At 50.3% G+C, this 13,460-nt stretch carries 13 protein-coding genes; 12 read left to right on the top strand and 1 reads right to left on the bottom strand.

Annotated elements, in window-relative coordinates:
• Positions 1-132 precede the first annotated feature (132 nt).
• From ltrA to EG028_RS01995, 5 genes are all read left to right on the top strand, one after another.
• Positions 133-1,950, top strand: a complete 1,818-nt coding sequence (ltrA, locus tag EG028_RS02015; protein WP_120514370.1) for a group II intron reverse transcriptase/maturase — start codon at positions 133-135, stop codon at positions 1,948-1,950.
• A 96-nt stretch (positions 1,951-2,046) separates the two neighbouring features.
• Entirely contained in the window at positions 2,047-2,328 is a 282-nt protein-coding gene (locus EG028_RS02010; RefSeq protein WP_120514369.1) for a DUF4133 domain-containing protein, read from the top strand.
• Positions 2,329-2,330: 2 nt separating this feature from the next.
• Complete coding sequence (locus EG028_RS02005) at positions 2,331-4,880, top strand: TraG family conjugative transposon ATPase (protein WP_120514368.1); 2,550 nt, start codon at positions 2,331-2,333, stop codon at positions 4,878-4,880.
• A gap of 324 nt (positions 4,881-5,204) precedes the next feature.
• Entirely contained in the window at positions 5,205-6,119 is a 915-nt protein-coding gene (locus EG028_RS02000) for a hypothetical protein (RefSeq protein WP_120514367.1), read from the top strand.
• Between the two features lie 11 nt (positions 6,120-6,130).
• Positions 6,131-7,774: a hypothetical protein gene (locus tag EG028_RS01995; RefSeq protein WP_123864509.1), complete on the top strand. Its 1,644-nt coding sequence runs from the start codon at positions 6,131-6,133 to the stop codon at positions 7,772-7,774.
• 139 nt (positions 7,775-7,913) lie between these two features.
• Here the strand turns inward: EG028_RS01995 and EG028_RS28045 are convergent, their stop codons facing one another.
• Positions 7,914-8,099 carry an alkyl sulfatase C-terminal domain-containing protein gene (locus EG028_RS28045; protein ID WP_120514365.1) on the bottom strand — a complete coding sequence of 62 codons (186 nt, stop codon included), beginning with the start codon at positions 8,097-8,099 and terminating at the stop codon, positions 7,914-7,916.
• A 79-nt stretch (positions 8,100-8,178) separates the two neighbouring features.
• On the opposite strand from EG028_RS28045, the gene EG028_RS01985 reads away from it, so the two are divergent.
• The 7 genes from EG028_RS01985 to traK all read left to right on the top strand — a co-directional run bounded on the left by EG028_RS01985 (position 8,179) and on the right by traK (position 13,201).
• The gene (locus EG028_RS01985) at positions 8,179-8,556 is read left to right on the top strand and encodes a hypothetical protein (RefSeq protein ID WP_120514364.1); all 378 of its coding nucleotides are present in this window, start codon (positions 8,179-8,181) and stop codon (positions 8,554-8,556) included.
• A 313-nt stretch (positions 8,557-8,869) separates the two neighbouring features.
• Positions 8,870-9,553 (top strand): SIMPL domain-containing protein, encoded by a 684-nt coding sequence (locus EG028_RS01980; RefSeq protein ID WP_120514363.1) that lies wholly within the window; start codon positions 8,870-8,872, stop codon positions 9,551-9,553.
• Positions 9,550-10,005: a hypothetical protein gene (locus EG028_RS01975; protein ID WP_120514362.1), complete on the top strand. Its 456-nt coding sequence runs from the start codon at positions 9,550-9,552 to the stop codon at positions 10,003-10,005. Before EG028_RS01980 ends, EG028_RS01975 begins: the two co-directional genes overlap by 4 nt.
• Positions 10,002-10,667: a hypothetical protein gene (locus EG028_RS01970; protein ID WP_120514361.1), complete on the top strand. Its 666-nt coding sequence runs from the start codon at positions 10,002-10,004 to the stop codon at positions 10,665-10,667. Before EG028_RS01975 ends, EG028_RS01970 begins: the two co-directional genes overlap by 4 nt.
• 6 nt (positions 10,668-10,673) lie before the next feature.
• Complete coding sequence (locus tag EG028_RS01965; RefSeq protein ID WP_120514360.1) at positions 10,674-11,321, top strand: TerB family tellurite resistance protein; 648 nt, start codon at positions 10,674-10,676, stop codon at positions 11,319-11,321.
• A 24-nt stretch (positions 11,322-11,345) separates the two neighbouring features.
• Positions 11,346-12,560, top strand: coding sequence for a conjugative transposon protein TraJ (traJ, locus tag EG028_RS01960; RefSeq protein WP_120514359.1), 1,215 nt, complete (start codon positions 11,346-11,348; stop codon positions 12,558-12,560).
• Between the two features lie 23 nt (positions 12,561-12,583).
• Entirely contained in the window at positions 12,584-13,201 is a 618-nt protein-coding gene (traK, locus tag EG028_RS01955; protein WP_120514358.1) for a conjugative transposon protein TraK, read from the top strand.
• Positions 13,202-13,460: the final 259 nt, after the last annotated feature.

Here is a 13,460-nt window from a genome sequence, read left to right as displayed (position 1 = left end):
GGTACAGACCTCTGAATATCCGGCATGGTAACGGAGCCTCCGTAGTAGTCCGAGCAGGGGAAAGCCCTGTACATGGCGAAGGGAGGCAGTTAATATTCTTTAATACAATTTTTGGAAAAAGTGTGAGACTTTATGAGAAATCCACAAAGCGTATTAAACAGTCTGGCAGAGCATAGTAAAACGCCTGCGTACAAGTTTGAAAGGCTCTACCGCTTGTTCTTTAACGAAGAACTGTTCTATGTCGCCTACCAACGCATTTATGCGAAGGCAGGGAACATGACGAAAGGGGCAGACGGCCAAACCGTAGACGATATGAGTTTGGAACGTATCGCAATGCTGATCGAATCGTTAAAAAACGAATCATACCAGCCAGCCCCGGCCCGCAGGACATACATTCCTAAAAAGAATGGCAAAATGCGTCCTCTTGGCATCCCATCGTTCAACGACAAATTAGTGCAGGAGGTACTCCGAATGATTCTGGAATCCATATTCGAGAAGCAATTCGAAGACAGCTCTCACGGCTTCCGGCCAAACAGAAGCAGCCACACCGCACTAAACCAGGTGCAGAAGAACTTCACAGCCACAAAGTGGTTCATTGAAGGGGACATCAAAGGGTTTTTCGACAACATCGATCACGATGTACTGATCGGAATCCTCCGCGAAAGAATCGAAGATGAACGCTTCCTACGGCTGGTCAGAAAATTCCTCCGCGCCGGGTACGTCGAAGACTGGGTATTCCACAGAACCTACAGCGGAACACCGCAGGGAGGTATAGTCAGCCCAATACTGGCAAATATCTACCTCGACAAGCTGGACAAGTTCATGAAGGAGTACATCAATCAGTTCGACAAAGGTTCTACAAGAAAGAGCAACGTAGCCTACTTCAAGCTCACGCAGAAGATTGCGAAGCTCAACTACAAACTGGACAGAGTAAAGGATGAAAGTGAAAGGCTTTCAAGAATCGCTAAGATTGAAGCTATCAAAAAGGAGCGATTAGCCCACAAAAGCGTTGATGAAATGGACAGCGGATTCAAACGGATCAAATACACAAGGTACGCAGATGATTTTCTGATCGGCGTCATCGGGAGCAAACAGGAGTGTGAGCAGATCAAAGGGGATATTAAGAACTTCCTCTCCGATAAACTGAAACTCGCACTGTCAGACGACAAAACGCTCATTACGCATGCGCAGACACCTGCAAAGTTCTTAGGGTACGAGATCCATGTCCGGAAAGCCAGTCAGGCAACGAAACGTAGTAGTAAAACCGGCAATAAAATGCGGGTCTATGATCACAAAGTCGTGTTGAACATACCGACCGAAACCATGAGGCGGAAACTGGCCGAATACGAGGCGATTACTATGGTCACTCACGAAGGCCGCCAAATCTGGAAACCTCTCAGCAGGACGAAACTGATCAACAATGACGATCTGGAGATTATAGACAACTACAACGCAGAAATCAGGGGCTTTTACAATTACTATTCGATAGCCAATAATAGCTCTTCGATTAACGACTTCTATCACATCATGCAGTACAGCATGTTCAAAACATTCGCTAAGAAGTACAGCATGAGCCAACGCGAAGCCATCGCCAAACTCCGTATCGGAAAGAACTTTGGTGTAACGTACAGAGATAGACTCGGAAATCAGAAAGTCAAACTTTTCTACAATGCTGGGTTCAAGCGAAAGACAGACACGAATCAGTTCTTTAGTGACAACCTGCCCAATATGATCATGAACAACGCTACCACCAGTCTGGTAGACCGGTTGAAAGCGAAAGTTTGTGAAGTATGCGGCAGTGAAGGCGATCTGGAAATGCACCATGTCAGGAAGCTCAAAGATGTTGCCCGTAAGCAACCTTGGCAAATCCTGATGCACGCCAGAAGAAGGAAGACGATAGCCGTCTGCCCGCCTTGTCACAAGAAGATTCATGCCGGTCGGTTAGACTGAGTAATATTAATGGAAAGCCGTATACGCTGAGAGGTGTACGTACGGTTTGGGGGCGAGTATTTGGAAACCTACTATAGCAATATAGCAAGGCGCCGGATGCTTAGCCCACGGATAAAGGCCCAATACATCATGTATCTGGGCCTCGGCCTGGTGGCCCTGTTGATTCTTTTTTCCATCCTTTATATCGCCGGCATTCCCACCTTCATATGTGCAGCCGTAACCGGAGTGCTGGGGTACGCACTCGTTACGTGGGTAATCCGCTACAGTCATCGCTACGGCGAACATGGCCTGATCAAAGAAATCGGCTACCGCCGGCTTCCTGAGTGCCTGCACCCTCCCGGAAGGCACATCTTTCTTTCTCTTTCCAAAACTCGTTAATCATGTTCACCATCATCTGCATTGCAACGCTGTTACTCGCAGCGCTGGTGCTACAGGTACGCCCTGTCGCATCCAAAACTTATTCCCTTGCCGACCGATTTCCCATTTATAAGATAGAGGACGACTGCCTGCTTTCAAAGCAGGGCGATATCACTGTTGTATTCGAGGTACTGCTACCCGAAGTCTTTACCCTGGCAGCCGATGAACTGGAGACCGTGCACCATAACTGGATACGTGCCATTCGTATCCTGCCGCCCGGTACCATCCTGCATAAGCAGGATTGGTACACAAAAGGTAACTTCCGGTCGAAGGAAAACACCGAAGACGAGATCACATTTTTGAACCAGGCAAGCGAGCGTTTCTTTTACCAGCGTCCCATTCGGCAACACGCCTGTTACCTGATGGTCACACGGCGTGCTGATGGCCGCAAGCCTGCCAGTTCAGTTTTCAACAACCTGTTACGCCCGTCATTGGTGCAGCCTGCCGCTAAAGGCCAGGCATTCGCTGATTTTGAAGATAAGGTCGGTCAATTCGAAAAGCTCTTGTCTGAAGGGAGTTTTATTCAACTACGTCGCCTTGCCGCAGACGAGCTGGCCGGCACCACCGAAAAACCGGGATTACTGGAGAAGTATTGCTTTTTACTCGACGCCGAAAGCGAGCCCCTGCAACGGGATATTTCGTATAAGCCTGAGTTTCGCATAGGGGAGAAGCTGTGTCAGCTCTACTCCATGAGCCAGCTTGAAGATCTTCCCAGCCTGGTTGGTTCCAAACTGGCGTATGATAAGTATTCTACCGATCGAACTAAATTTTTCGTCAGTTTCGCCGCACCGGTCGGTCAGCTACTGGACTGCGATCACATCTACAACCAGTACATCGTCATTGAAGATACCCACAAAACCTACAAGAAACTCGAGGCCAAGCGCCGTCGCCTTCACTCGCTCAGTGCATACAGCCGTGAGAATGCCATCGCCCGCGACGCCGTAAATGCCTACCTCAACGAGGCGATATCGGAGTCGCGCCAGCCAGTCCGTGCCCATTTCAATCTGTTGGTTTGGACCGACGATCGAGATAAGCTCAAAGACATTCGTAACATGGCCTCATCAGCCCTGGCGCAGATGGATGCCAACCCGAGAGAAGAAATCCGCGGTGCAGCCCAATTGCATTGGGCAGCTATGCCGGGCAATGAAGGTGAGTTACCTTTCAATGAAACCTTCGACACTTTCTGCGAGCAGGCGTCCTGCTTTCTGGCCCAGGAAACCTCCTATCGCGATTCAGTATCCTCTTTTGGCCTTCGACTCGTAGACCGACAAATGGGCTGTCCTGTATGGACCGATATCAGCGATTGGCCGATGGGACGCTATACCAGTAATCGCAATAAGGTCATTCTTGGGAGCTCAGGAGCTGGCAAATCTCTGGCAGTCAATCATTTAGTTCGATCTTATGTCGAGCAGGGTGCACATGTCGTAATCGTCGATGTCGGGCATTCCTACCAAGGGTTGACCGGCCTTTTGGGCGGTTACTACTTTACCCACAAGGAGAGCGATCCCATCCGCTTTAACCCTTTCTACCTGTCACCGGGTGACAGCATGGATACCGAAAAAAAGGAGTCCCTAAAGACATTGCTCGTTGCCCTATGGAAGCGCGAGGATGAACAGTTCCGACGCAGTGAGTATGTCGCTCTTTCTAACGCTTTGCATATGTATTTCGGCAAACTGGAGAAGAACAAAGCCATTATACCTTGTTTCAATACATTCTACGATTTTCTCCGTGACGAGTACGGGGCCGTGCTGGCAGGGGATAAGGTAAAGGAAAAGGAGTTCGATATCGACAACTTTTTATATGTTCTTCGGCCGTATTATAAAGATGGTGAATTTGGCTACTTGCTCAACGCTACTCAAAATCTCGACCTACTTCATCAGCGGCTGACAGTCTACGAGATCGACGCCTTAAAGGAGCACGGGACATTATTTGCAGTGACGACATTGGTAATAATGGAGAGCTTCATTTCGAAAATGCGCAAACTCAAAGGCGTTCGTAAAGTGATCATTATTGAAGAAGCCTGGTCAGCAATCGCCAAGGCGGGCATGGCTTCCTTCATAAAATACCTGTATAAGACTGTTAGAAAACATTTCGGCGAAGCAATTGTGGTTACCCAGGAAGTCGATGACCTTATCTCCTCCCCGGTGGTTAAGGAAGCCATCCTCAACAACGCAGACTGCAAGATCATCCTCGATATCCGCAAGTTTGCCAATAAATTCGATAAGATTCAGGAGACTTTGGGCCTTACGGACAAAGGCAAAACCATGGTTTTGTCACTGAATCGTGCCAATGATCCCCGCCGTAAGTACCGCGAGATATACATCGAGTTGGGTGGTCAATACTCGCGGGTGTTCGGCTATGAACCTTCACCGGAGGAATATTACTGTTATACAACGGAGGAAAAGGAGAAAGTGCTCGTTCAGCAGTATGCCGATAGGTTTGGCGGGGACATCCGAAAAGGAATCAGGGCGCTAATTGAAGATCTGCGAATCAAACAAGATGGATTTGCCTGACCAATAGCTTATGGCATACTAAACGACATTGCCCCAGGCCAAGTCCCCCACAATCTTGTGAAGGGCGTGGGTAAATTGGCCATGCTCCTGCCGAACGCCTGGCGGGAGTTTTTTAATGCGGCGGTAATGCAGTCGGTTGTGAAACTCCATCGGTTGTTCCGGAGCATTTGAGCCAACTTTTCGGTCGCTATATCGCGTTGTCCATGACCGTTTGAAAAATAACGGAATATGTCTATCTTGGTATGGATTTCCTAATCTATGTTTATCTAGGAACGGCATTTGAGTAGTACTCACCCAGTTGCCCCTTCCACAGCACCCCATACTATGCACCCCAAAACTATCAGGAAGATCGCGTTTCTTCAGGGTTACATTCAACAACGACGTAAGCGTTGGTATAAAAAATACGGTAACAATCTGCGCAGCGTCCGCGTGGAGCGGAAGTACAAAAATGACCGGTATCTCAACTATTACGTCATCGTCTTCAACTTCGCCAAAAAGATCCCGGAGTCCGAGCTGGCGGCAACAGAGTACATTCCCCCATATTTTGATATACGGTTTCCGGACGGCCAGGTGAAAAGAATCAAGACCGACGTACGGCAGTCTGGTGAATTCCAGTTGCATGCCGCGATCATGGACTCAATTAAAGAGGTGGGTACCAACGATCCCGGAACCATCGGCCTGTTTTTACGCAATAGCCGCAATGACCTTTTTGCCCTGACCAACTATCATGTCGCCGCCAACTCCCTGAAGCGGAGCGGGCAGTTTGTTTTCGATAGAGCCACCAATCCTGCCATTCACCGGGTAGCTGTCGGTAATCTGATAGGAACGTTGTATAAAGGGAAATTTACCCAGCAGATCGACGCGGCCATTGTGCTGCTGCAGGAAGGCGCCATAGTGCACAATGTATTGCCGGACGGCAGAGCGTTTATTCGAAATGATTTTCACCAAAAAAAGAACCTTGGCGCCATTAAAAACAAGCCGGCGGAGCTCTACGTCCGCAGCAAAGGGGGGAGGTTCACCACCCCGATTATTGATGTGTTAAAACCCTTCCGGGATGCGGTACCATTCGAGTTTTTAGACATGATCATGATAACCCGATGCACCGTCTTAGGAGACTCCGGCAGCCTACTGCTGCAAGATGGCATGATCGTAGGTATTGTGCTCGGCGGCGACGATCTCTATACCTATATCGTTCCATACTATAAAATATTCGATGAGTTTAAATTGACGATACTTTAAAAGCGCACAACATGAAACATTTTTTCTTTCTCTTACTATTGTCTTTTAGTTTCCAACTGCATGCCCAGGTCATCAAATTTCAATACCAGGGCAAATCCGTCGATCCGTCCGATTCAGTGCTAATTGAAGCCACGACAAAAAAAATCGTTGTACCCCTCGAGCACCAGGAGATCAAAAAAGGCAGAATTGTGATAACGTCACTACCCGACAAGGATACCCTGACGGTCGTCAGCGGGGTCGGTGATATCCTGGTTGAATCGGTTACCGGCGGTACCCACCCTTTTAGCGTCCCCACCAGCCTGGAAAATCAGGTCGTCAACTTCAGGATCAGAAACGGTAACGGCGTAACCCGGACATTTGCCTCCGTAGTACTGGAACGGCTGCCGCCGCCCGGCTTTAAGGTCATTAAGGACAAAATGAAGGACCTGCAGGAACTCTCCGTTGATTTTTGTTCTGCCTGTACGCTGTCCATCCGGCACCTGGTGTATGATCATAGCAGTATGTTGGTTACAAAAGGCGGCAAGCAATGTATCAGAAAACCGGTTGTCGGCCGTTCGTATGCTTTTGTTATCAGAGGCATCAATCCTTTTCGGGATAGCGTCGTAGTTGGTAGTGAAACGATAGACTTCAATACCGAGGTGCCCGCCCTCTTTAATCAAACCTTTATTGCGCCCGCCACGCAGTCGGAAAATAGCAACCTGCTCAACATATTGGCCGATGTCCTACAGCTGCAAAAGGAGATTGACCAGCTTACAGGGCTACTCAAGGATATGCCGGAATGTAAGGATGTATGTACCTACATCTCCGACTTCCGCCGCGAAACACTCAACTATTTTAGAAAGTACGATTCCACCATTACTGATCTTGCCAGTTTTATTCGGTACAACCTGCAGGGTCTGACGCCCTACCACCGTGAACAGGTATCCGAGACGCTCAACAGTTACCGAAGCCTGCTGACGCTGCGCAGCTACTTTGTGTACACGATTCCGCAGGTGCAAAATGTCGATCAGTATATTTTCAACTTTTCGGTGCTGCCCAAATCCGGCGTCCAGGGGGTCAGGGTTGTGGACAACCAGCCGCTGAAAGTCAGCGCCATCGGCGGTATAAAGTTCGACTTCAGTACCGGCCCGTTTATTACTAACCTGGTGGACGATCGTTATTTGCTGAAACCAGACAGTAGTATCGTGCCAGGCTCTACAGGGGCGGATTCCGTCATCAACCGCAGATATCAGATCATTCAGCAGGAAAATGAAAAGAACCTGGATATGGGCGTTGCCGCGATGATGCATGTATATCCGAGAATCAGCTCATGGTTTAGTATTGGAGCGACCATAGGTGCTGGTCTGTCTATTGGCCCCAATCCGTCTATTCGGTACCTGGGAGGCGGTAGCCTGATCTTTGGCAAGTCGGGAAGATTGATTCTTTCCTATGGCTGCGCGGCCGGAATGGTTGAGACGCTGGCCAATGGCTATTCCAACTTACAGGATATCGCCTCCAACAACCTCAAGGATATCACGAAAAAAACCTTTCGCACCAATAGCTTCTGGTCGCTGACATTCAACATACCCATTGGGAAGTCCAAAGAAAAGGTAGGGGAAAAACCCAAGGAAGAAGAGGCGGCGGCTGAAGCCCCAAAGGAGGATAAGGAAAAATGATAATGGTTGTTTATTTAATACGAAAAAGAACCGGCGTATAACACTACGTAGTGTTCAGCGAAGGAATACAGCTCCATCAAATATACAGATGATGGAGCTGTATTGCCCATAAGCTAGGCAAGCACGGAAAATTACTTTACTATGGTTCAACAATATTGAACCAAAAGTTGAATTTATCAACCATACCCACGAACGAATAGAAAGCATTTTTATCGCCCTCGATTTTGATCGTTCCATTGCCTGTCAGGTCATTAAATGAAGCTTCCCCAAGGCTGATCCTGTGAGGCCGACAAGGTAACCCGATATATAAAGCACACAGAATCAATGGGAGTTTCCTCGAAAAAAAGTTTTTTGAGGTTTCAAAATTTTATCCTACAAATTGCAGATATAATTAAAAGCAAACCATGAAGTTCACATACATGCTTGCCATATCCATCCTCGGGGTCGCTGTTAGTAAGTGCGGCAGCCCAGCCACCAAAGAAGCGCCGATGACCGGCTTTTTTGTCGATACAATGGACGACGAGAAGAGTCTCATGGTTCGTACAGTCACCATCAGCCAGGCGGGGACGGAAGGGACCGGCGGATATTCTGTGAAGATCCACTCGGTAGAGCGATTCAAGGATACGGAAGACAATGTCGATAAGGTTACTGACCGCGCGTGGATCGGCTATTACAATGCAACCACCTCCGCAATTCACGCCGATAACCAGTTGGATGTTCTCCTGGTGCCCGATTCCGGGTATATTAGGATCAACCAGGTCGCATTCTATCCGGTGCGGTAACAGTAAGCCAACCCAGGATAACGATTGCTATAATAGGACCGGCCTTTTCGCTTCATGGCGGTCATCATAATTGGTTGCCGAACGGCAGTTCGACACCTCAGCGCAGCGCCTCCACTAACTGCTGCCTGTAAACTTCCCAGGGGACTCCACTCCACCGCCCCTTTACCTTTTCAATAAGCGTATTCTCGCTGGCAGCCTCGCCATGCGCATCGATTTTTCTCGCGTTGAGCCCGCCTCTCGCTCATCCAGCCATTGCCGCAAGGCTCCGCGGCTCATGGTAATTCCCCCATTTTTTCACTTCAAACGTACATCGATGAAGCGGTACCTTATTTTCTTAGCACTCACGGTGATGCTAACCATATGCGTATCACCGCAACAGGCCAACGCCACAGATCCGATCAGCCAGATCATCCTGGCCGGCATCAAAAAGGTGATACGTGCTTTCGATATCGCCGTGCAGCGCCTGCAAAACGAAACCATCAAACTGCAAAACGTGCAGAAGCAGTTAGAGAATCTGCTAAGCAAACTCAAGCTCGACGAGATATATCAATGGAGTAAGCAACAGACCGAACTCTTCAGCGGGTACTATGACGAATTGTGGCGCGTGCGCAACGCCATCACCTACTACAAACGCGTCAAGGATATCGTAAGTAACCAGGTACAGGTGGTAAAGGAATGCCAGCGCGCCATCAGCACCATCACCAAAATCAAAGCCTTCAAACCTGAAGAAGTGCTTTCCATGGTGGATGTATACACCGGAATCCTCGAACAGAGTCTGCGAAACGTCGACCAGATTCACCTGGTCATCCGCAGCTTCGCCACCCAAATGGACGACGCTCAGCGCCTGGCGCTGATCCACCGCGTCTCTGACATGGTCGACGAGAACCTTGCCGATCTGCGCGAGTACACTAACCAGAACCTGATGCTGGGAATGCAGCGGGTAAAGGAGCAATCTGAAATTACCACGCTTCAAGGACTTTATAACATCAAACCATGACACCGCGGCCTGTTTATTCGGAATCAGGGTTGTGCACCAGCTTTGCCCACCTGCTACTGCGCAAAGGATATGAGGGACAATTCTGTATCGAAGTCTTTGACCAGCAATTGAGCACCGGTGCCATAGAGCAGTGCATGTCCACTATCGAGTCTTTGCTGCAAACAGACGAAACCGCCACCGCCACCTTTTTTCTTGTAACAGACTTGCCTGCTCGTACTGGCTCAACCGTTCGCAGGTGCCGTCTGCAGGTGACCTATAGCCACGCCGATAGCTACCACATCAAGTCGGTATTGCTCACCGAGCCCGGGTTGAGCCACCTGATACCCATCACCTCCAACGACAACCTGCCTTTCTTCCGCATGCTCCAGACAATGATGCTCCCGCAGCGGCGCTGGACCCGCCAGCTCGCCGCTTGGTTCAATAACCTCACCGCAAAAAAAATCTCACCATGAAACAAGTACTCATCACCATAACCGCTGTCTTCGTTTTCTTTTCACCACAGCTTTCCTTTGGACAAGCCATCTCCTTTCGGTTTAGCGACCTATTCGGCCAGAATAAGAAAGAGCGCAACAATACGCTGGCGCAGATCGCCCAGCTCCAACTCTATCTTAATGCCGCCCGGCAGGGCTATACCATCGTTAAGGACGGCCTGAGCACGATTCACCAGGTCCGAAACGGCGAGTTTACCATTCACGACCTCTACTACCTCAGCAAAAAGCAGGTAAACCCCGTTGTAAGGCGCTATCCCGCTGCCTTGCAGGCACTGAACTACAACCTCGACATCCAGCGATCCCTCGATCGGTTTCTTCGACTGATGCGCCGCGACACCGTACTCGCTGGACACCAGCGATCCTTTCTGCGCAACACTTGCGCCGCGGTGGCTACCGACAGTGATAACCTGACCCGTGAACTACATTCTATCCTCACCGATGGGCGCCTGGAAATGAACGACGCCGAGCGCATCCGCAGGATCGAAGATCTCGCTTCCCGCAGCCAGCGAAAACTCATGTTCACCAAGACATTCTGTACCGAAGCATGCAGCCTGGTCACATCACGGATGTCCGAAACGATGGAAGGTTCGACTCTCACCAATTTGTACGACCTCAAAAAATAGCTTGCCATGAAACTCATGATTATCTCCATGGTCATGGTGGCCGTTTTCGCCGCCACGCCCGCTGTCGGTCTGCGTGCCCAGGAGCATGAAGCCGCTCAGCTTATCCTCAACCTTGAAAAGCTGAACCAGTACCGTCAGATTCTGCAAAGGATGTATGAAGGTTACCAATTTCTGGTTAATGGCTATAACAAAGTCAAAGAAGTCACCAGCGGCAACTTCAAGCTCCATGATATTTTTCTCGACGGCCTCTACCAGGTGTCTCCCGAGGTTCGCAAATACTACCGCATTGTAGACATCATAGACTACCAATTGCGTATCGTCAAGGAATATAAATCAGCCTACAACCGCTTTCGTGGGTCAGCCGCATTTACCGTCGAAAAAATGGAATACCTGGCCAGTGTCTACGCCGGCCTTTTTCAGGATAGTCTTGGCAACCTCGACGAGTTGTTGTTGGTCATCACTGCCCGCCAGACACGGATGAATGACAGTGAACGCATGGCGGCCATCGATCGCATTGCCGACGACATGGAACGCAAGTTTTCCTTCCTCCGCGAATTTAATACTGAGCAGAGCTTGCTGGCCATTCAGCGGGTAAAGGACAAGTCGGAAGCCTTGACACTCTCCAACCTTTTCGGGATTCAGCCCCGACCATAATTTTTCACCAGTAACGCCCCCACCATGCGACATAGACACATTGCAATTATTACCGCCTTATTCCTGCTCGTCCTGCTGCCGGCAGCCGCCAGCGCCCAAGGCGTCCCTGAGCACATCCGCGGACTTCACGGCATACTTAACAGGCTATTCGACAAAATGATGCCCCGCTGCCAGGACCTGGTGATGTCAGCCCGACTGATCGGCTGCTTCGGCGCCACGTTCTACATCGCCCACCGCGTATGGAAGCATATCGCGGCAGGGGAGAGTATTGACTTCTACCCACTATTCAGACCGTTCGTCCTCGGCTTTTGCATATTCAACTTTAGCCACATCGTAGCCCTGATTGGAGGGATTATGTCTCCGGCCGTAGCTGGCACACAGGAAATGATGGACCAGTCTACCAGGACGATCAAAGAGCTAATCGCAGAGCGCCAGCAGAAAGCGAAGACTTCTCCATTTTATTTGATGTACGGCGTCAACAATGGTAGGGGAGACCGCAGCGAATGGATGAAATACGCGCACAAAGATGAAGGGATGATGGAAACCCCATGGGGCTACCTCACCAACAGCGTGGAGTTCGCCATGGCCAAAGGCTACTATGGCCTTAAGACCTGGTTCAAAGAGGTCGTTTCCTTTCTGTTGCAACTGCTCTACGAAGCAGCAGCGCTATGTATCAACACGCTCAGGACATTCAACCTGCTGATCATGGCTTTAATTGGTCCGCTCGTTTTCGCCCTCGCCATATTCGATGGCTTCCAGCATTCGCTCACCATCTGGCTGGCTAGGTACATCAACTACTACCTGTGGTTGCCGGTATGCAATATCGTGGGTGCTTTGCTCGGGATGATTCAGGAAGAGATGATCCGCCTCGATATCAGCCAGATCGAGACCTACGGCGATTCCTTCTTTACCACCTCCGACATTGGTTACCTGATTTTCATGCTCATCGGTATCGTCTGCTACACGACCGTACCCTCCATTGCTAGCATGATCGTCAATGCCGGCGGCGGCAGTCCTGTAACGGCCAAGATGACGTCGATGGCTGGATCATACTCCTACGGCGCCGCAGGCATGGTTGTCGGCGGCGCGGCAGCAATGGGAGCCGCCGGGATGGGCATGGCTGGGGGAATGGGCGGCGGCATGGCCGCTGACGCCTACGGCAATAAACACCTGATGCAAACCGGAGGGCACGCCGGCCACGGGGCAAACGCAGGCTACTTCCGCGACAAGCTATCCTGACCTCTCATCTGAAAATCACTTTTATGTTTCAGCACCTGAACAACATCGAAACCGCTTTTAAGCACGTCCGCCTTTTTACCATGGTGGTCGTGGTGGTTTGCGCCGCCTTATGTGGGTTTACCATCTACTATTGTATGTCCAGACTTAGCCAGGCAGCAGAAAAGATATACGTACTGGCAGACGGAAAGGCTTACGGCGCAGAGATCTCCACCCGTACCGATAACCTGCCGGTGGAGGCACGCGATCACGTTAGCCGCTTTCACGAGTTGTTTTTTACACTCAGCCCCGACGAAAAGGCCATCGAGGCGAGGGTCGCTTCGGCTTTTTATATGGCCGACCGATCCGCCAAAGAAGCCTACGATGCCCTGAAAGAAAATGGCTACTTCGCAGCCGTAATCGCCGGCAACGTCAGCCAGGAGTTAAAAGTAGACAGTGTGCAGGTCAATACAAGCACCTTTCCCTACTATTTCCGGTTCTACGGGCGTCAGCGCATCATCCGTCCATCGGTAATCCTTACCCGCTCTCTCGTTACCGAAGGCTATCTCCGTGACGTGGACCGCTCCGACCATAACAGCCATGGCCTACTCATTGAACGCTGGGTGACGCTCGACAACAGGGACATACTCACCGAAAAACGTTGACCATGCAAAAGGCACCATCCATTCCACCAATCGGGAAAGAAGCACCACTGGTTCAGCCTGAAGCGCAGGGTAGCCCCAAACTGCAGAGCCCTATTAGCCGCGCACGGAGCCGCGGTGCAGCTTGGATAACCCGTCGTTACGCTGCGCTCGCCGGGCATTTTGGCCGCGTTTTGAACCATCGCACCCGCCATTGGACCCGGCGGGAGCAGAAACGCTTCCTGGTCTTGTTCGTCCTGGTCTCCCAGGCCATCAGCTTCTC

Origin of the sequence: Chitinophaga barathri, from assembly GCF_003807585.1 — a bacterium.
GTDB classification, from domain to species: Bacteria; Bacteroidota; Bacteroidia; order Chitinophagales; family Chitinophagaceae; genus Chitinophaga; species Chitinophaga barathri.
The sequence above is the reverse complement of the archived record's forward strand: the minus strand, read 5'-3'. Positions and strand labels throughout refer to the sequence as shown.

Excerpts from the sequence above, each read along its gene's own strand:
- ltrA (WP_120514370.1), top strand. The coding sequence starts at position 133 with ATGAGAAATCCACAAAGCGTATTAAACAGTCTGGCAGAGCATAGTAAA.
- EG028_RS02010 (WP_120514369.1), top strand. The coding sequence starts at position 2,047 with ATGCTTAGCCCACGGATAAAGGCCCAATACATCATGTATCTGGGCCTC.
- EG028_RS02005 (WP_120514368.1), top strand. The coding sequence starts at position 2,331 with ATGTTCACCATCATCTGCATTGCAACGCTGTTACTCGCAGCGCTGGTG.
- EG028_RS02000 (WP_120514367.1), top strand. The coding sequence starts at position 5,205 with ATGCACCCCAAAACTATCAGGAAGATCGCGTTTCTTCAGGGTTACATT.
- EG028_RS01995 (WP_123864509.1), top strand. The coding sequence starts at position 6,131 with ATGAAACATTTTTTCTTTCTCTTACTATTGTCTTTTAGTTTCCAACTG.
- EG028_RS01985 (WP_120514364.1), top strand. The coding sequence starts at position 8,179 with ATGAAGTTCACATACATGCTTGCCATATCCATCCTCGGGGTCGCTGTT.
- EG028_RS01980 (WP_120514363.1), top strand. The coding sequence starts at position 8,870 with ATGAAGCGGTACCTTATTTTCTTAGCACTCACGGTGATGCTAACCATA.
- EG028_RS01975 (WP_120514362.1), top strand. The coding sequence starts at position 9,550 with ATGACACCGCGGCCTGTTTATTCGGAATCAGGGTTGTGCACCAGCTTT.
- EG028_RS01970 (WP_120514361.1), top strand. The coding sequence starts at position 10,002 with ATGAAACAAGTACTCATCACCATAACCGCTGTCTTCGTTTTCTTTTCA.
- EG028_RS01965 (WP_120514360.1), top strand. The coding sequence starts at position 10,674 with ATGAAACTCATGATTATCTCCATGGTCATGGTGGCCGTTTTCGCCGCC.
- traJ (WP_120514359.1), top strand. The coding sequence starts at position 11,346 with ATGCGACATAGACACATTGCAATTATTACCGCCTTATTCCTGCTCGTC.
- traK (WP_120514358.1), top strand. The coding sequence starts at position 12,584 with ATGTTTCAGCACCTGAACAACATCGAAACCGCTTTTAAGCACGTCCGC.